Genomic DNA, 17,687 nt, shown 5'->3' with positions numbered 1-17,687 from the left:
ATGATGAAGATGAAATAACTGTATAAAATATAACCAAATCATCTCTGAAGCAAGTCTACGGACGTTCCGTCCGTGGATTGGTGTCCGTGTGCCGGGCAAACCTTGTATTTGACGCCCGATCTTGTATGGTTGGTCCCCTTTGAATTCGAGCCTTGCGGGTCTGTTATGAAGTCGGTTGAAGAGCAGCTAGCGCTGATCAAACGTGGTGCGGAAGAACTGTTGGTCGAGTCCGAGCTGATCGAAAAGCTCAAGCGTGGCCAGCCGCTGCGTATTAAGGCAGGCTTCGATCCGACGGCGCCGGATTTGCACCTGGGTCACACCGTGCTTATTAATAAGCTGCGTCAGTTCCAGGAGCTGGGGCATCAGGTGATCTTCCTGATTGGTGACTTCACCGGGATGATCGGTGATCCGAGTGGCAAGAGCGCGACGCGTCCTCCGCTGACTCGTGAGCAGGTTCTCGAGAACGCCGAAACTTACAAGACTCAGGTTTTCAAGATTCTCGATCCGGCCAGGACGGAAGTGGCATTCAACTCCACCTGGATGGATCAGATGGGGCCGGCCGACTTCATTCGCCTGACTTCGCAGTACACCGTGGCTCGCATGCTCGAACGCGATGACTTCGACAAGCGCTACACGACCAATCAGCCAATCGCCATTCATGAGTTCCTTTATCCGCTGGTCCAGGGTTACGACTCGGTAGCGCTGCGTGCGGACGTCGAGCTTGGCGGTACCGATCAGAAGTTCAACCTGCTGATGGGGCGTGAGCTGCAGCGTGGTTATGGTCAGGAAGCTCAGTGCATTCTGACCATGCCGCTGCTTGAAGGTCTGGATGGCGTGAAGAAAATGTCCAAGTCGTTGGGCAACTATGTCGGTATTCAGGAAGCGCCGGGTGTGATGTACGGCAAGCTGGTTTCCATTCCGGATGCGCTGATGTGGCGTTACTTCGAGCTGCTCAGCTTCCGTTCGATGGATGAGATCAATGCGTTCCGTGCCGATGTGGAGGCGGGTGCCAATCCGCGTGACATCAAGATCAAGCTGGCTGAAGAGATCGTTGCACGTTTCCATGGTGAAGAGGCTGCGGCCAGCGCTCATCGTGCGGCGGGCAACCGTATGAAGGATGGCGAGCTGCCGGATGATCTGCCAGAGATCGAATTGACTGCTGCTGAGGATATGCCGATCGCTGCTGTCCTTAATAAGGCTGGCCTGGTCAAGAATTCGGCTGTAGCGCGAGATCTTCTCGGTTCTGGTGGAGTGCGTATAGATGGTGAGGTTGTTGATCGCACCTTTATACATGCGCTGGGTGCGACCCATGTTTGCCAGGCTGGCAAGAAGGCATTTGCGCGTATTACGCTCAAATCCGAATAAACCTGAAATAAGGGGTTGACGGCGAATTTTAGAAGCCTATAATTCGCCCCACTTCCGGCGCAGTCGAAACGGAAAACTCCTTGGTAAACAAAGAGTTACGCAGTTTCGGCAGCAGGTTGCTTCAGGTCATCGAAGCCAGAAAGAAGTTGAAAAAGAGGTGTTGACAGCAGCGTGTAACGCTGTAGAATTCGCCTCCCGCTGACGAGAGATCTGAAGCGCAAGTGGTTGAAGTTGTTAAGGAAATCCTTGAAAACTTCTGAAAAATACCACTTGACAGCAAATGAGGCTGCTGTAGAATGCGCGCCTCGGTTGAGACGAAAGATCTTAACCAACCGCTCTTTAACAACTGAATCAAGCAATTCGTGTGGGTGCTTGTGGAGTCAGACTGCTAGTCAACAGATTATCAGCATCACAAGTTACTCCGCGAGAAATCAAAGATGTAACCAACGATTGCTGAGCCAAGTTTAGGGTTTTCTCAAAACCCAAAGATGTTTGAACTGAAGAGTTTGATCATGGCTCAGATTGAACGCTGGCGGCAGGCCTAACACATGCAAGTCGAGCGGATGACAGGAGCTTGCTCCTGAATTCAGCGGCGGACGGGTGAGTAATGCCTAGGAATCTGCCTGGTAGTGGGGGACAACGTTTCGAAAGGAACGCTAATACCGCATACGTCCTACGGGAGAAAGCAGGGGACCTTCGGGCCTTGCGCTATCAGATGAGCCTAGGTCGGATTAGCTAGTTGGTGAGGTAATGGCTCACCAAGGCGACGATCCGTAACTGGTCTGAGAGGATGATCAGTCACACTGGAACTGAGACACGGTCCAGACTCCTACGGGAGGCAGCAGTGGGGAATATTGGACAATGGGCGAAAGCCTGATCCAGCCATGCCGCGTGTGTGAAGAAGGTCTTCGGATTGTAAAGCACTTTAAGTTGGGAGGAAGGGCATTAACCTAATACGTTAGTGTTTTGACGTTACCGACAGAATAAGCACCGGCTAACTCTGTGCCAGCAGCCGCGGTAATACAGAGGGTGCAAGCGTTAATCGGAATTACTGGGCGTAAAGCGCGCGTAGGTGGTTTGTTAAGTTGGATGTGAAAGCCCCGGGCTCAACCTGGGAACTGCATTCAAAACTGACAAGCTAGAGTATGGTAGAGGGTGGTGGAATTTCCTGTGTAGCGGTGAAATGCGTAGATATAGGAAGGAACACCAGTGGCGAAGGCGACCACCTGGACTGATACTGACACTGAGGTGCGAAAGCGTGGGGAGCAAACAGGATTAGATACCCTGGTAGTCCACGCCGTAAACGATGTCAACTAGCCGTTGGGAGCCTTGAGCTCTTAGTGGCGCAGCTAACGCATTAAGTTGACCGCCTGGGGAGTACGGCCGCAAGGTTAAAACTCAAATGAATTGACGGGGGCCCGCACAAGCGGTGGAGCATGTGGTTTAATTCGAAGCAACGCGAAGAACCTTACCAGGCCTTGACATCCAATGAACTTTCCAGAGATGGATTGGTGCCTTCGGGAACATTGAGACAGGTGCTGCATGGCTGTCGTCAGCTCGTGTCGTGAGATGTTGGGTTAAGTCCCGTAACGAGCGCAACCCTTGTCCTTAGTTACCAGCACGTCATGGTGGGCACTCTAAGGAGACTGCCGGTGACAAACCGGAGGAAGGTGGGGATGACGTCAAGTCATCATGGCCCTTACGGCCTGGGCTACACACGTGCTACAATGGTCGGTACAGAGGGTTGCCAAGCCGCGAGGTGGAGCTAATCCCACAAAACCGATCGTAGTCCGGATCGCAGTCTGCAACTCGACTGCGTGAAGTCGGAATCGCTAGTAATCGCGAATCAGAATGTCGCGGTGAATACGTTCCCGGGCCTTGTACACACCGCCCGTCACACCATGGGAGTGGGTTGCACCAGAAGTAGCTAGTCTAACCTTCGGGAGGACGGTTACCACGGTGTGATTCATGACTGGGGTGAAGTCGTAACAAGGTAGCCGTAGGGGAACCTGCGGCTGGATCACCTCCTTAATCGACGACTCAGCTGCTCCATAAGCTCCCACACGAATTGCTTGATTCATTGAAGAAGACGATAGAAGCAGCTTTAAGCTCCAAGCTGATAGCTCCAAGCTAACAGTTGCGCGCTCGAAATTGGGTCTGTAGCTCAGTTGGTTAGAGCGCACCCCTGATAAGGGTGAGGTCGGCAGTTCGAATCTGCCCAGACCCACCAATTTTGTTATGGGGCCATAGCTCAGCTGGGAGAGCGCCTGCCTTGCACGCAGGAGGTCAACGGTTCGATCCCGTTTGGCTCCACCATATAACTGCTTCTGAAAGTTTAGAAATGAATATTCCGATGTGAATATTGATTTCTAGTCTTTTGATTAGATCGTTCTTTAAAAATTTGGGTATGTGATAGAAAGATAGACTGAACGTTACTTTCACTGGTAACGGATCAGGCTAAGGTAAAATTTGTGAGTTCTCTTAGTTGAGAAATTCGAATTTTCGGCGAATGTCGTCTTCACAGTATAACCAGATTGCTTGGGGTTATATGGTCAAGTGAAGAAGCGCATACGGTGGATGCCTTGGCAGTCAGAGGCGATGAAAGACGTGGTAGCCTGCGAAAAGCTTCGGGGAGTCGGCAAACAGACTTTGATCCGGAGATGTCTGAATGGGGGAACCCAGCCATCATAAGATGGTTATCTTGTACTGAATACATAGGTGCAAGAGGCGAACCAGGGGAACTGAAACATCTAAGTACCCTGAGGAAAAGAAATCAACCGAGATTCCCTTAGTAGTGGCGAGCGAACGGGGACTAGCCCTTAAGTGGCTTTGAGATTAGCGGAACGCTCTGGAAAGTGCGGCCATAGTGGGTGATAGCCCTGTACGCGAAAATCTCTTGGTCATGAAATCGAGTAGGACGGAGCACGAGAAACTTTGTCTGAATATGGGGGGACCATCCTCCAAGGCTAAATACTACTGACTGACCGATAGTGAACTAGTACCGTGAGGGAAAGGCGAAAAGAACCCCGGAGAGGGGAGTGAAATAGATCCTGAAACCGTATGCGTACAAGCAGTGGGAGCCCACTTTGTTGGGTGACTGCGTACCTTTTGTATAATGGGTCAGCGACTTATTTTCAGTGGCGAGCTTAACCGAATAGGGGAGGCGTAGCGAAAGCGAGTCTTAATAGGGCGTCTAGTCGCTGGGAATAGACCCGAAACCGGGCGATCTATCCATGGGCAGGTTGAAGGTTGGGTAACACTAACTGGAGGACCGAACCGACTACCGTTGAAAAGTTAGCGGATGACCTGTGGATCGGAGTGAAAGGCTAATCAAGCTCGGAGATAGCTGGTTCTCCTCGAAAGCTATTTAGGTAGCGCCTCATGTATCACTGTAGGGGGTAGAGCACTGTTTCGGCTAGGGGGTCATCCCGACTTACCAAACCGATGCAAACTCCGAATACCTACAAGTGCCGAGCATGGGAGACACACGGCGGGTGCTAACGTCCGTCGTGAAAAGGGAAACAACCCAGACCGTCAGCTAAGGTCCCAAAGTTATGGTTAAGTGGGAAACGATGTGGGAAGGCTTAGACAGCTAGGAGGTTGGCTTAGAAGCAGCCACCCTTTAAAGAAAGCGTAATAGCTCACTAGTCGAGTCGGCCTGCGCGGAAGATGTAACGGGGCTCAAACCATACACCGAAGCTACGGGTATCATCTTAGGATGATGCGGTAGAGGAGCGTTCTGTAAGCCTGTGAAGGTGAGTTGAGAAGCTTGCTGGAGGTATCAGAAGTGCGAATGCTGACATGAGTAACGACAATGGGTGTGAAAAACACCCACGCCGAAAGACCAAGGTTTCCTGCGCAACGTTAATCGACGCAGGGTTAGTCGGTCCCTAAGGCGAGGCTGAAAAGCGTAGTCGATGGAAAACAGGTTAATATTCCTGTACTTCTGGTTATTGCGATGGAGGGACGGAGAAGGCTAGGCCAGCTTGGCGTTGGTTGTCCAAGTTTAAGGTGGTAGGCTGGAATCTTAGGTAAATCCGGGATTCTAAGGCCGAGAGCTGATGACGAGTGTTCTTTTAGAACACGAAGTGGTTGATGCCATGCTTCCAAGAAAAGCTTCTAAGCTTCAGGTAACCAGGAACCGTACCCCAAACCGACACAGGTGGTTGGGTAGAGAATACCAAGGCGCTTGAGAGAACTCGGGTGAAGGAACTAGGCAAAATGGCACCGTAACTTCGGGAGAAGGTGCGCCGGTGAGGGTGAAGCATTTACTGCGTAAGCCCACGCCGGTCGAAGATACCAGGCCGCTGCGACTGTTTATTAAAAACACAGCACTCTGCAAACACGAAAGTGGACGTATAGGGTGTGACGCCTGCCCGGTGCCGGAAGGTTAATTGATGGGGTTAGCTAACGCGAAGCTCTTGATCGAAGCCCCGGTAAACGGCGGCCGTAACTATAACGGTCCTAAGGTAGCGAAATTCCTTGTCGGGTAAGTTCCGACCTGCACGAATGGCGTAACGATGGCGGCGCTGTCTCCACCCGAGACTCAGTGAAATTGAAATCGCTGTGAAGATGCAGTGTATCCGCGGCTAGACGGAAAGACCCCGTGAACCTTTACTATAGCTTTGCACTGGACTTTGAATTTGCTTGTGTAGGATAGGTGGGAGGCTTTGAAGCGTGGACGCCAGTTCGCGTGGAGCCAACCTTGAAATACCACCCTGGCAACTTTGAGGTTCTAACTCAGGTCCGTTATCCGGATCGAGGACAGTGTATGGTGGGTAGTTTGACTGGGGCGGTCTCCTCCTAAAGAGTAACGGAGGAGTACGAAGGTGCGCTCAGACCGGTCGGAAATCGGTCGTAGAGTATAAAGGCAAAAGCGCGCTTGACTGCGAGACAGACACGTCGAGCAGGTACGAAAGTAGGTCTTAGTGATCCGGTGGTTCTGTATGGAAGGGCCATCGCTCAACGGATAAAAGGTACTCCGGGGATAACAGGCTGATACCGCCCAAGAGTTCATATCGACGGCGGTGTTTGGCACCTCGATGTCGGCTCATCACATCCTGGGGCTGAAGCCGGTCCCAAGGGTATGGCTGTTCGCCATTTAAAGTGGTACGCGAGCTGGGTTTAGAACGTCGTGAGACAGTTCGGTCCCTATCTGCCGTGGACGTTTGAGATTTGAGAGGGGCTGCTCCTAGTACGAGAGGACCGGAGTGGACGAACCTCTGGTGTTCCGGTTGTCACGCCAGTGGCATTGCCGGGTAGCTATGTTCGGAATAGATAACCGCTGAAAGCATCTAAGCGGGAAACTAGCCTCAAGATGAGATCTCACTGGGACCTTGAGTCCCCTGAAGGGCCGTCGAAGACTACGACGTTGATAGGTTGGGTGTGTAAGCGCTGTGAGGCGTTGAGCTAACCAATACTAATTGCCCGTGAGGCTTGACCATATAACACCCAAGCAATTTGCTTCTCGAAAGAGCATCAGATTGCGGTGTGTGAAGACGCAACGAACCGAAAGTTCGAAATACTCACAAAACACCAAGCTATCACATCCCCAATTTGCTGAAGCGCGGCCAGCTGGCCACGATTCGGTACCCGAATTTCTTGACGACCATAGAGCATTGGAACCACCTGATCCCATCCCGAACTCAGCAGTGAAACGATGCATCGCCGATGGTAGTGTGGGGTTTCCCCATGTGAGAGTAGGTCATCGTCAAGATTAAATTCCGAAACCCCAATTGCGAAAGCAGTTGGGGTTTTGTTTTGTCCGCGGGAAAGTTTCGTCTCCGGGATTTCTATGCAATGGCTCGGAGCGTGGCTATTATGCGGGCCTCATTGTGAGGCGAGACTTGCATGCTGACGTTGTTAAAGCTTCTTAAAGATGGTCGATTTCACTCCGGCGAAGCCTTGGGGGCGGCCTTGGGTATCAGTCGTAGTGCCGTGTGGAAACAGCTCCAGCATCTAGAAGCTGAACTAGGTCTTTCTATTCACAAGGTCAGAGGTCGTGGTTATCAGCTATCGACTTCATTGGTACTGCTGGACCCTGCGGAGATCCTGCGAGCATCTTCCTGTGCCTGGCCAGCCCTCGTTTACGACTCGATCGACTCTACAAATGCAGAGGCGCTGCGTCTCATCGAGCGGGGCCAGGCGGCACCCTTTCTAGTGCTTGCTGAGCGGCAAACGGCCGGTCGCGGGCGACGCGGCCGCAAATGGGTGAGCCCATTTGCAGAAAATGCCTATTACAGTCTCGTTTTGCGTATTGATGGTGGTATGCGTCAGCTAGAAGGCTTAAGCCTGGTTGTTGGGCTTGCCGTAATGCAGACCTTGCGTGAACTGGGTATTCCAGGAGTCGGGTTGAAATGGCCTAACGATGTCCTGGTAGGGCAGAAAAAAATAGCCGGGATACTGTTGGAGTTGGTCGGGGATCCTGCTGATGTTTGTCACGTGGTCCTTGGTGTTGGGATTAATGTGAACATGCAATCGACTGATGAGGTTGATCAGGAGTGGACATCCATGCGGCTCGAATCAGGCAGGGTCTTTGATCGCAATCATTTGGTCGCATCGTTGAGTGTGACGCTTCAACGATACCTGGCTCGTCATCAGGCGGATGGCTTTTTGGCTATCCAGTCTGAGTGGGAGCAAAATCACCTGTGGCAAGGGCGAAATGTGTCGTTGATTGCTGGCGTCAACAAAATAGAAGGCCAGGTGATAGGTATCGACAGTCAGGGTGCGTTGCGTTTGAGGGTTGGTGGCGTGGAGAAAGTTTTCAGTGGTGGTGAGCTGAGCCTGAGGTTGCGTGATGATTCTTGAGCTCGACTGTGGAAACAGCTTCATCAAATGGCGTGTGCTCGCAACGCATGTCCGGCAGGTAGTTGGTGAGGGGGTCGTTGATTCGGACCTTGCGTTACTGGAGAGTCTTGAGGCGATTGGAGGGCTTGCTCTTACCTTTTGCCGGCTGGTAAGTGTCAGGACTGCAGAGGAAACCACCGCTTTGATGTCGTTGCTTTCAGGCGCCTTCAGCGTCTCCGTAGTCTGTGCTGGGCCGGCGCGTGAGATGTCTGGCGTTCGAAATGGATATGAAGAGTTCGAGCGTCTAGGGCTTGATCGTTGGCTGGCTATGCTTGGTGGCTTCCATTTGGCGGGCGGCGCCTGCCTTGTGCTTGATTTCGGAACAGCGGTCACTGCTGACTTCGTTGCTGCGGACGGAGAGCATCTAGGTGGTTTCATCTGCCCCGGCATGCCATTGATGCGCAACCAGCTGCGTACCCATACCCGTAAAATTCGATATGGAGATCTGGCGGCTGAGCGGGCACTGGAGGTGCTTGTTCCTGGTCGAACCACTGTCGAAGCTGTCGAGAGGGGCTGCTCCCTGATGTTGCGTGGCTTTGTTCTGACTCAGCTCGAATTGGCACGCAGCTACTGGGGTGAAGATTTCACCGTCTTCCTCACTGGTGGGGATGCGAGTCTGGTCGCCGAGGTTGTGCCTCAGGCCAGAGTCGTTCCGGACCTGGTCTTTGTCGGTTTGGCTATGGCTTGCCCTTTGTCCTGAGGTTTTTATGCGTTGGTTGTTTCTGCTGCTACTGGTCCTCAATGGCTTTTATTACATCTGGCATCAGCAGGAAGCGCCTCTGCGTGCGAAAGACGTAACACCCTTGAATTTGTATCGCGGCGCTCAGCAAGATATCCGCTTGTTGAGCGAAGCATCTGAAGCCCCCCGAGACAAAGCCAAGGCGCCTGCGGACAATAACTGCCTTTATTTGGGGGGATATGTTCGTCAGGACGCCGCACAAGCGGTAGAGCGGCGCTTGACTGGCATGGACGTAAAGTTTCAATCGTTGCCAAGGAGTGGGGGAGAGGCCTCTGGTTACTGGGTGCGTATCGCGCCTGAAAGCAGGCGATGGCTGGATGATCTGCAGCTGATAAACCTTTCTAAAGAATTCAACGAGTTAAAACATAAAATAATGCTATGCGAGGGGGTTGCGCCCACTGAATAGTTTGCATAGAATGGCGCCCGCTCCACAGCGAACACCGGAAACGGTAAGCGGTGTGAAGCGAGGTCAACGCAGCTAAGCTCAGGTTTTTAATGAGAAAAATGCTTGACAGAAGGCTGGCATGATGTAGAATGCCGGCTCGCTTAGGAGGGGTTCCCGAGCGGCCAAAGGGATCAGACTGTAAATCTGACGTCTACGACTTCGAAGGTTCGAATCCTTCCCCCTCCACCATTTTAGCGAGAGCTGTAAGCCTCGCGGGTATAGTTTAGTGGTAGAACCTCAGCCTTCCAAGCTGATGATGCGGGTTCGATTCCCGCTACCCGCTCCAAGTTTACAGGTTTTGCACAGTTTTACGCTCTTGTAGCTCAGTTGGTAGAGCACACCCTTGGTAAGGGTGAGGTCAGCGGTTCAAATCCGCTCAAGAGCTCCATATAACAAGGCAGATATGAAAATATCTGCCTTTGTTTTAGGTGGTAGTGGTTGCGCCTGATTGTGTTTTTGAAGGTTGCCGGTGTCGTGAATGCCGGTGTTGCAGCCAGGGTTGCCTAGTAAGTGTTGTAAAGTCTTTTTCGGGTCGGCATAATGGTCGGCCTGATTTTGTTTTAGGTCAGTAGCTCAATTGGCAGAGCGACGGTCTCCAAAACCGTAGGTTGGGGGTTCGATTCCCTCCTGACCTGCCAGATTCACTCGGTGTGTCTGGCTTTCTTTTCACAGGATCTTCATAGATGACTCCTAAAGCTGAAGCTCAAGGCTCTCGTTTCGACCTCCTCAAGTGGCTTGTAGTAGTCGCTCTGGTGGTTGTTGGCGTTGTTGGCAATCAGTACTTTTCTGCTTCGCCGATCCTGTACCGCGTACTCGCATTGCTTGCTATTGCTGCTGTAGCTGCCTTTGTAGGCCTGCAGACGGTCAAGGGCAAGTCTTTCTTTGTACTGGTTAAGGAAGCGCGCACCGAAATTCGTAAAGTCGTTTGGCCAACTCGCCAAGAAACCACGCAGACCACGTTGATCGTTGTGGCTGTTGTTCTGGTTATGGCGTTGCTGTTGTGGGGGCTTGATTCCCTGCTCGGCTGGCTTGTTTCCTTGATTGTCGGCTAAGGGTGTCCCGTGGCTAAGCGTTGGTATGTTGTGCATGCTTACTCCGGTTACGAGAAGCATGTTATGCGCTCGCTCATCGAGCGCGTAAAGCTGGCCGGTATGGAAGATGGCTTCGGCGAGATTCTGGTTCCCACTGAAGAAGTGGTTGAAATGCGCAATGGCCAGAAGCGCAAAAGCGAGCGTAAATTCTTCCCTGGCTATGTGCTGGTGCAGATGGATATGAATGAGGGTACTTGGCACTTGGTCAAGGATACTCCTCGGGTGATGGGTTTCATTGGCGGTACTGCCGATAAGCCTGCACCAATCACCGATAAAGAGGCAGAAGCGATTCTGCGCCGCGTTGCCGATGGCAGCGACAAGCCGAAGCCGAAGACGTTGTTCGAGCCGGGCGAGTCGGTGCGTGTCAATGACGGTCCGTTCGCAGACTTTACCGGTGTTGTTGAAGAAGTTAACTACGAAAAGAGCCGGATCCAGGTCGCGGTGCTCATTTTCGGTCGCTCTACTCCGGTGGAGCTCGAGTTCAGCCAGGTCGAAAAGGTCTAGTTGAACAAAAATCCCAACCCCGCAGCCGTAGGCTGTGGGGTTTTGTCGTCACTGGGATAAACGCGCAAGTAACCGGGGAGCCTTTCGAGGCGCTTGAACCCGTAATTGGAGTGCCTCATGGCCAAGAAGATTACCGCTTACATCAAGCTGCAAGTGAAAGCCGCTCAGGCTAACCCAAGCCCACCAGTTGGTCCTGCTTTGGGTCAGCACGGCGTGAACATCATGGAATTCTGCAAGGCTTTCAACGCCCGTACTCAGGGTCTTGAGCCAGGTCTGCCGACTCCAGTGATCATCACTGTCTACAGCGACCGTAGCTTCACTTTCGAAACCAAATCCACCCCTGCTTCGGTTCTGCTGAAGAAGGCGGCCGGTCTGACCAGCGGTTCCGCTCGTCCGAACACCGTTAAGGTTGGCACTGTAACTCGTGCTCAGCTGGAAGAAATCGCGAAAACCAAAAACGCGGATCTGACTGCAGCTGATATGGAAGCAGCCGTGCGTACTATCGCCGGTTCTGCTCGTAGCATGGGCCTTAACGTGGAGGGTGTGTAATGGCTAAGCTGACCAAGCGTCAAAAGGCTATCGCCGGCAAAATCGAAGCAGGCAAGGCCTACAACTTTGTAGACGCTGCTGCCCTGCTGGCTGAGCTGTCGACTGTCAAGTTCAGCGAGTCGTTCGACGTTGCTGTAAACCTGGGTGTTGACCCGCGTAAATCCGACCAGGTCGTTCGTAGCGCTACTGTGCTGCCGCACGGCACTGGCAAGACCGTTCGCGTTGCTGTGTTCACTCAAGGTCCTGCTGCTGAAGCCGCTCTGGCTGCCGGCGCTGACCGTGTGGGCATGGACGACCTGGCTGCCGAAATGAAAGGCGGCGACCTGAACTATGACGTAGTGATCGCATCCCCGGATGCCATGCGCGTTGTAGGTCAGTTGGGTCAGATCCTCGGTCCACGTGGCCTGATGCCTAACCCTAAAGTCGGCACCGTAACGCCAGACGTCGCTACCGCGGTTAAAAACGCCAAGGCTGGTCAGGTTCGTTATCGCACCGACAAAAACGGCATCATCCACACTTCCGTTGGCAAGATCGGCTTCGACGCCGTCAAGCTGAAGGAAAACGTTGAAGCCCTGATCGCTGATCTGAAGCGTATCAAGCCAGCTTCCTCGAAAGGCATTTACGTCAAGCGCGTTACCCTGAGCACCACTATGGGCCCAGGTCTGGTCATCGACCAAAGCTCGCTCGACGCGTAAGACACAGATTGGCGCAAGCGATTGCGCCAATTGAAAAATTGGGGTCCCTGCCTGGCGGGGGCTATCCAAGACCGTAGGCGACGCAAGTCTTAAACCTCAAGCCTACGCAGATGGTGCTCCCGGTTCCTTACCGAATCAGACACCAAAACGACATCGGGTTTCGACCAGATGAAACGGTAACAAGCAGGAGTTAAACCCGTGGCAATTAAACTCGAAGACAAGAAGGCCATCGTCGCTGAAGTCAACGAGGCTGCCAAAGTCGCTCTGTCCGCTGTCGTGGCTGATGCCCGTGGCGTAACAGTAGGCGCGATGACCGGACTCCGTAAAGAGGCTCGTGAAGCTGGCGTTTACGTACGTGTTGTACGTAACACCCTGCTCAAGCGCGCTGTTGCTGACACTGAATTCAGTGTCCTCAACGACGTGTTCACTGGCCCTACCCTGATTGCATTCTCCAAAGAACATCCAGGCGCTGCTGCCCGGATTTTCAAAGAGTTCGCAAAGGGTCAGGACAAGTTCGAGATCAAGGCAGCTGCGTTCGAGGGCAAGTTCCTCGCAGCTAACCAAATCGACGTACTGGCAACTCTGCCGACCCGTGACGAAGCAATTTCTCAGCTGATGAGCGTGATTCAAGGCGCTACCAGCAAATTGGCTCGTACTCTGGCGGCAATTCGCGACCAGAAAGAAGCTGCTGCAGCCTAAGGCTCGTCAACTTCTCGCGTTTTTTGTTTTTTTCGATGGTCGCGTAGGCCGTCCCCAATATCAGGAATTAGATTCATGTCTATCTCTCAGAACGATATCCTTGAAGCAGTTGGCAACATGTCCGTAATGGAAGTTGTTGAGCTGATCAAAGCTTTCGAAGAAAAATTCGGCGTTACCGCTGCTGCTGCATCGGCTGGTCCAGCTGCTGCTGCCGCCGTTGTTGAAGAGCAAACTGAATTCAACGTCATGCTGACCGAAGCTGGCGAGAAGAAAGTTAACGTGATCAAGGCAGTACGTGAACTGACCGGTCTGGGCCTGAAAGAAGCCAAGGCTGTAGTTGACGGCGCTCCTGCCATGGTTCTGGAAGCTGTTGCCAAAGAAGCAGCTGACAAAGCCAAAGCAACTCTGGAAGAAGCAGGCGCTAAAGTCGAGCTGAAGTAAGCATCGACTTTGCTCCTCCAGCCCGAGCGTTAAGCGACAGGCTGATGGCTGGTGGCTCTTGCCACCGGCCTTTTTCCGTTATTGGCAGCCGACTGGGTCGGCACCGATAACGTGCTGTAACCACCCGATGCGGTGGCGCAAACCATGGGGTTTGCACGATTTTCTGGCTGCTCCCGTCGGGAGGGGCCAAACAAGCAGGTGACCAAGCTGGGGAACGCTGATGGCTTACTCATATACTGAGAAAAAACGTATCCGCAAGGACTTTAGCAAGTTGCCGGACGTCATGGATGTGCCGTACCTCCTGGCCATCCAGCTGGATTCGTATCGTGAATTCTTGCAAGCGGGAGCGACTAAAGATCAGTTCCGCGACGTGGGCCTGCATGCGGCCTTCAAATCCGTTTTCCCGATCATCAGCTACTCCGGCAATGCTGCGCTGGAGTACGTCGGATATCGTCTGGGCGAACCGGCATTTGATGTCAAAGAATGCGTATTGCGCGGTGTTACTTACGCCGTACCTTTGCGGGTAAAAGTGCGCCTGATCATTTTCGACAAAGAATCGTCGAACAAAGCGATCAAGGACATCAAAGAGCAAGAAGTCTACATGGGTGAAATCCCCCTGATGACTGAAAACGGTACCTTCGTAATCAACGGTACCGAGCGTGTAATTGTTTCCCAGCTGCACCGTTCCCCGGGCGTGTTCTTCGACCACGACCGTGGCAAGACGCACAGCTCCGGTAAACTGCTGTATTCCGCGCGCATTATTCCTTACCGCGGTTCGTGGCTGGACTTCGAGTTCGACCCGAAAGACTGCGTATTCGTGCGTATCGACCGTCGTCGCAAGCTGCCTGCTTCGGTACTGCTGCGCGCGCTCGGTTACACCACTGAAGAAGTGCTGGACGCGTTTTATACCACCAACGTATTCCACGTGAAGGGCGAGACCCTGAGCCTGGAGCTGGTGCCTCAGCGCCTGCGTGGTGAAATCGCTGTCCTTGATATTCAGGATGACAAAGGCAAGGTTATTGTCGAGCAAGGTCGTCGTATTACCGCTCGCCACATCAACCAGCTGGAAAAAGCCGGGATCAAAGAGCTGGATGTGCCTCTGGACTACGTCCTGGGTCGCACAACCGCCAAGGTCATCGTGCATCCGGCAACCGGCGAAATCCTGGCAGAGTGCAACACCGAGCTGAACACCGAGATCCTGGCCAAAATCGCCAAGGCTCAGGTTGTTCGCATCGAAACTCTGTACACCAACGATATCGACTGCGGTCCGTTCGTCTCCGACACCCTGAAGATCGACTCCACCAGCAACCAATTGGAAGCGCTGGTCGAGATCTATCGCATGATGCGTCCAGGCGAGCCGCCAACCAAAGACGCTGCCGAGACCCTGTTCAACAACCTGTTCTTCAGCCCTGAGCGCTATGATCTGTCAGCGGTCGGCCGGATGAAGTTCAACCGTCGTATCGGTCGTACCGAGATCGAAGGTTCGGGCGTGCTGTGCAAGGAAGACATCGTCGCGGTACTGAAGACTCTGGTCGACATCCGTAACGGTAAAGGCATCGTCGATGACATCGACCACCTGGGTAACCGTCGTGTTCGCTGCGTAGGCGAAATGGCCGAGAACCAGTTCCGCGTTGGCCTGGTACGTGTTGAACGTGCGGTCAAAGAGCGTCTGTCGATGGCTGAAAGCGAAGGCCTGATGCCGCAAGACCTGATCAACGCCAAGCCAGTGGCTGCGGCGGTGAAGGAGTTCTTCGGCTCCAGCCAGCTGTCCCAGTTCATGGACCAGAACAACCCGCTGTCCGAGATCACCCACAAGCGTCGTGTTTCAGCACTCGGCCCTGGCGGTTTGACTCGTGAGCGTGCCGGCTTTGAAGTTCGAGACGTTCACCCGACGCACTACGGTCGTGTTTGCCCGATCGAAACGCCGGAAGGTCCGAACATCGGTCTGATCAACTCCCTGGCTGCCTATGCGCGCACCAACCAGTATGGCTTCCTGGAAAGCCCGTACCGTGTGGTGAAAGACGCTCTGGTCACCGACGAGATCGTATTCCTGTCCGCCATCGAAGAAGCCGATCACGTGATCGCTCAGGCTTCGGCCACGATGAACGACAAGAAAGTCCTGATCGACGAGCTGGTAGCTGTTCGTCACTTGAACGAATTCACCGTCAAGGCGCCGGAAGACGTCACCTTGATGGACGTATCGCCGAAGCAGGTAGTTTCGGTTGCTGCGTCGCTGATTCCGTTCCTCGAGCACGACGACGCCAACCGTGCGTTGATGGGTTCGAACATGCAGCGTCAAGCTGTACCAACCCTGCGCGCCGACAAGCCGCTGGTAGGTACCGGCATGGAGCGTAACGTAGCCCGTGACTCCGGCGTTTGCGTCGTGGCTCGTCGTGGCGGCGTGATCGACTCCGTCGACGCCAGTCGTATCGTGGTTCGTGTTGCCGATGACGAAGTTGAAACCGGTGAAGCCGGTGTCGACATCTACAACCTGACCAAGTACACCCGCTCCAATCAGAACACCTGCATCAACCAGCGTCCGCTGGTGCGTAAAGGTGATCGGGTTCAGCGTAGCGACATCATGGCCGACGGCCCGTCCACCGACATGGGTGAACTGGCACTGGGTCAGAACATGCGCATCGCGTTCATGGCATGGAACGGCTTCAACTTCGAAGACTCCATCTGCCTGTCCGAGCGTGTTGTTCAGGAAGACCGTTTCACCACGATCCACATCCAGGAACTGACCTGTGTGGCCCGTGACACCAAGCTTGGCCCAGAGGAAATCACTGCCGACATCCCGAACGTGGGTGAAGCGGCACTGAACAAGCTGGACGAAGCCGGTATCGTTTACGTAGGTGCTGAAGTTGGCGCAGGCGACATTCTGGTCGGTAAGGTCACTCCGAAAGGCGAGACCCAGCTGACTCCAGAAGAGAAGCTGTTGCGTGCGATCTTCGGTGAAAAAGCCAGCGACGTTAAAGACACTTCCCTGCGCGTACCTACCGGTACCAAAGGTACTGTCATCGACGTACAGGTCTTCACCCGCGACGGCGTTGAGCGTGATGCTCGTGCACTGTCGATCGAGAAGTCCCAGCTGGACGAGATCCGCAAGGACCTGAACGAAGAGTTCCGTATCGTTGAAGGCGCTACTTTCGAACGTCTGCGTTCCGCTCTGGTCGGCCACAAAGCCGAAGGCGGCGCCGGTCTGAAGAAAGGCCAGGACATCACCGACGAAGTTCTTGACGGTCTTGAGCACGGCCAGTGGTTCAAACTGCGCATGGCTGAAGATGCTCTGAACGAGCAGCTCGAGAAGGCTCAGGCCTACATCGTTGATCGTCGCCGTCTGCTGGACGACAAGTTCGAAGACAAGAAGCGCAAACTGCAGCAAGGCGATGACCTGGCTCCAGGCGTGCTGAAAATCGTCAAGGTTTACCTGGCAATCCGTCGTCGCATCCAGCCGGGCGACAAGATGGCCGGTCGTCACGGTAACAAGGGTGTGGTCTCCGTGATCATGCCGGTTGAAGACATGCCGCACGATGCCAATGGCACCCCGGTCGACGTCGTCCTCAACCCGTTGGGCGTACCTTCGCGTATGAACGTTGGTCAGATCCTTGAAACCCACCTGGGCCTCGCGGCCAAAGGTCTGGGTGAGAAGATCAACCGCATGATTGAAGAGCAGCGTAAAGTTGCCGAGCTGCGTAAATTCCTGCACGAGATCTATAACGAGATCGGCGGTCGTCAGGAAAGCCTCGATGACTTCTCGGACCAGGAAATCCTGGATCTGGCTCAAAACCTGCGTGGCGGCGTTCCAATGGCCACTCCAGTGTTCGACGGCGCCAAGGAAAGCGAAATCAAGGCCATGCTGAAACTGGCGGACCTGCCAGAAAGCGGCCAGATGCAGCTGACCGACGGCCGTACCGGCAACAAGTTCGAGCGCCCGGTTACCGTTGGCTACATGTACATGCTGAAGCTGAACCACTTGGTAGACGACAAGATGCACGCTCGTTCTACCGGTTCGTACAGCCTGGTTACCCAGCAACCGCTGGGTGGTAAGGCGCAGTTCGGTGGTCAGCGTTTCGGGGAGATGGAGGTCTGGGCACTGGAAGCATACGGTGCCGCTTACACTCTGCAAGAAATGCTCACAGTGAAGTCGGACGATGTGAACGGCCGTACCAAGATGTACAAAAACATCGTGGATGGCGATCACCGTATGGAGCCGGGCATGCCCGAGTCCTTCAACGTGTTGATCAAGGAAATTCGTTCCCTCGGCATCGATATCGATCTGGAAACCGAATAACACGTGACGCGAATCGAGA

At 53.7% G+C, this 17,687-nt stretch carries 11 protein-coding genes, 6 tRNA genes and 3 rRNA genes; all 20 read left to right on the top strand.

Annotated features, from left to right (window positions below; all coding sequences use genetic code 11):
* Positions 1 to 165 precede the first annotated feature (165 nt).
* On the top strand, positions 166 to 1,365 hold the full coding sequence (tyrS, locus tag QMK58_RS26910; RefSeq protein WP_320395636.1) for a tyrosine--tRNA ligase: 1,200 nt from the start codon (positions 166 to 168) through the stop codon (positions 1,363 to 1,365).
* A gap of 494 nt (positions 1,366 to 1,859) precedes the next feature.
* Positions 1,860 to 3,396, top strand: a 16S ribosomal RNA gene (locus QMK58_RS26905).
* Between the two features lie 122 nt (positions 3,397 to 3,518).
* Positions 3,519 to 3,595: transfer RNA gene (locus tag QMK58_RS26900), tRNA-Ile, on the top strand.
* 10 nt (positions 3,596 to 3,605) lie between these two features.
* Positions 3,606 to 3,681, top strand: a tRNA-Ala gene (locus tag QMK58_RS26895).
* Between the two features lie 234 nt (positions 3,682 to 3,915).
* Positions 3,916 to 6,809 (top strand): 23S ribosomal RNA (locus QMK58_RS26890).
* Positions 6,810 to 6,965: 156 nt separating this feature from the next.
* Positions 6,966 to 7,081: ribosomal RNA gene (gene rrf / locus QMK58_RS26885) — 5S ribosomal RNA — on the top strand.
* The 16S, 23S and 5S rRNA genes sit together here with 2 tRNA genes alongside, the layout of an rRNA operon.
* Before the next feature lie 134 nt (positions 7,082 to 7,215).
* The gene (birA, locus tag QMK58_RS26880) at positions 7,216 to 8,172 is read left to right on the top strand and encodes a bifunctional biotin--[acetyl-CoA-carboxylase] ligase/biotin operon repressor BirA (protein WP_053162844.1); all 957 of its coding nucleotides are present in this window, start codon (positions 7,216 to 7,218) and stop codon (positions 8,170 to 8,172) included.
* Entirely contained in the window at positions 8,162 to 8,911 is a 750-nt protein-coding gene (locus QMK58_RS26875; RefSeq protein WP_053162842.1) for a pantothenate kinase, read from the top strand. The genes birA and QMK58_RS26875 overlap by 11 nt, the downstream gene beginning before the upstream one ends.
* Before the next feature lie 7 nt (positions 8,912 to 8,918).
* Complete coding sequence (locus tag QMK58_RS26870; RefSeq protein WP_320395635.1) at positions 8,919 to 9,356, top strand: hypothetical protein; 438 nt, start codon at positions 8,919 to 8,921, stop codon at positions 9,354 to 9,356.
* 143 nt (positions 9,357 to 9,499) lie between these two features.
* A tRNA-Tyr gene (locus QMK58_RS26865) sits at positions 9,500 to 9,584 on the top strand.
* A gap of 23 nt (positions 9,585 to 9,607) precedes the next feature.
* A tRNA-Gly gene (locus QMK58_RS26860) sits at positions 9,608 to 9,681 on the top strand.
* Positions 9,682 to 9,707: 26 nt separating this feature from the next.
* Positions 9,708 to 9,783, top strand: a tRNA-Thr gene (locus QMK58_RS26855).
* Positions 9,784 to 9,957: 174 nt separating this feature from the next.
* Positions 9,958 to 10,033 (top strand) — tRNA-Trp (locus QMK58_RS26850).
* A gap of 45 nt (positions 10,034 to 10,078) precedes the next feature.
* The gene (gene secE, locus QMK58_RS26845; protein WP_007984402.1) at positions 10,079 to 10,447 is read left to right on the top strand and encodes a preprotein translocase subunit SecE; all 369 of its coding nucleotides are present in this window, start codon (positions 10,079 to 10,081) and stop codon (positions 10,445 to 10,447) included.
* A 9-nt stretch (positions 10,448 to 10,456) separates the two neighbouring features.
* Positions 10,457 to 10,990, top strand: a complete 534-nt coding sequence (gene nusG, locus QMK58_RS26840) for a transcription termination/antitermination protein NusG (protein ID WP_007984405.1) — start codon at positions 10,457 to 10,459, stop codon at positions 10,988 to 10,990.
* 117 nt (positions 10,991 to 11,107) lie between these two features.
* Complete coding sequence (rplK, locus tag QMK58_RS26835) at positions 11,108 to 11,539, top strand: 50S ribosomal protein L11 (protein ID WP_007933726.1); 432 nt, start codon at positions 11,108 to 11,110, stop codon at positions 11,537 to 11,539.
* Complete coding sequence (rplA, locus tag QMK58_RS26830) at positions 11,539 to 12,234, top strand: 50S ribosomal protein L1 (protein ID WP_003186095.1); 696 nt, start codon at positions 11,539 to 11,541, stop codon at positions 12,232 to 12,234. The genes rplK and rplA overlap by 1 nt, the downstream gene beginning before the upstream one ends.
* A 198-nt stretch (positions 12,235 to 12,432) precedes the next feature.
* Positions 12,433 to 12,933, top strand: coding sequence for a 50S ribosomal protein L10 (gene rplJ, locus QMK58_RS26825; RefSeq protein WP_007970413.1), 501 nt, complete (start codon positions 12,433 to 12,435; stop codon positions 12,931 to 12,933).
* Positions 12,934 to 13,008: 75 nt separating this feature from the next.
* Positions 13,009 to 13,374, top strand: coding sequence for a 50S ribosomal protein L7/L12 (rplL, locus tag QMK58_RS26820; protein ID WP_053162838.1), 366 nt, complete (start codon positions 13,009 to 13,011; stop codon positions 13,372 to 13,374).
* A gap of 220 nt (positions 13,375 to 13,594) precedes the next feature.
* Positions 13,595 to 17,668: a DNA-directed RNA polymerase subunit beta gene (gene rpoB, locus QMK58_RS26815; RefSeq protein ID WP_053162836.1), complete on the top strand. Its 4,074-nt coding sequence runs from the start codon at positions 13,595 to 13,597 to the stop codon at positions 17,666 to 17,668.
* The last annotated feature ends 19 nt before the right edge of the window (positions 17,669 to 17,687 follow it).

Origin of the sequence: Pseudomonas sp. P8_241 (genome assembly GCF_034008315.1) — a bacterium.
Taxonomy (GTDB): Bacteria; Pseudomonadota; Gammaproteobacteria; order Pseudomonadales; family Pseudomonadaceae; genus Aquipseudomonas.
The sequence above is the reverse complement of the archived record's forward strand: the minus strand, read 5'-3'. Positions and strand labels throughout refer to the sequence as shown.

Bases quoted from the DNA above. Each gene is read 5' to 3' on its own strand.
- tyrS (WP_320395636.1), top strand. From the start codon at position 166: ATGAAGTCGGTTGAAGAGCAGCTAGCGCTGATCAAACGTGGTGCGGAA.
- rplK (WP_007933726.1), top strand. From the start codon at position 11,108: ATGGCCAAGAAGATTACCGCTTACATCAAGCTGCAAGTGAAAGCCGCT.
- rplL (WP_053162838.1), top strand. From the start codon at position 13,009: ATGTCTATCTCTCAGAACGATATCCTTGAAGCAGTTGGCAACATGTCC.
- QMK58_RS26870 (WP_320395635.1), top strand. From the start codon at position 8,919: ATGCGTTGGTTGTTTCTGCTGCTACTGGTCCTCAATGGCTTTTATTAC.
- secE (WP_007984402.1), top strand. From the start codon at position 10,079: ATGACTCCTAAAGCTGAAGCTCAAGGCTCTCGTTTCGACCTCCTCAAG.
- rplA (WP_003186095.1), top strand. From the start codon at position 11,539: ATGGCTAAGCTGACCAAGCGTCAAAAGGCTATCGCCGGCAAAATCGAA.
- QMK58_RS26875 (WP_053162842.1), top strand. From the start codon at position 8,162: ATGATTCTTGAGCTCGACTGTGGAAACAGCTTCATCAAATGGCGTGTG.
- rpoB (WP_053162836.1), top strand. From the start codon at position 13,595: ATGGCTTACTCATATACTGAGAAAAAACGTATCCGCAAGGACTTTAGC.
- birA (WP_053162844.1), top strand. From the start codon at position 7,216: ATGCTGACGTTGTTAAAGCTTCTTAAAGATGGTCGATTTCACTCCGGC.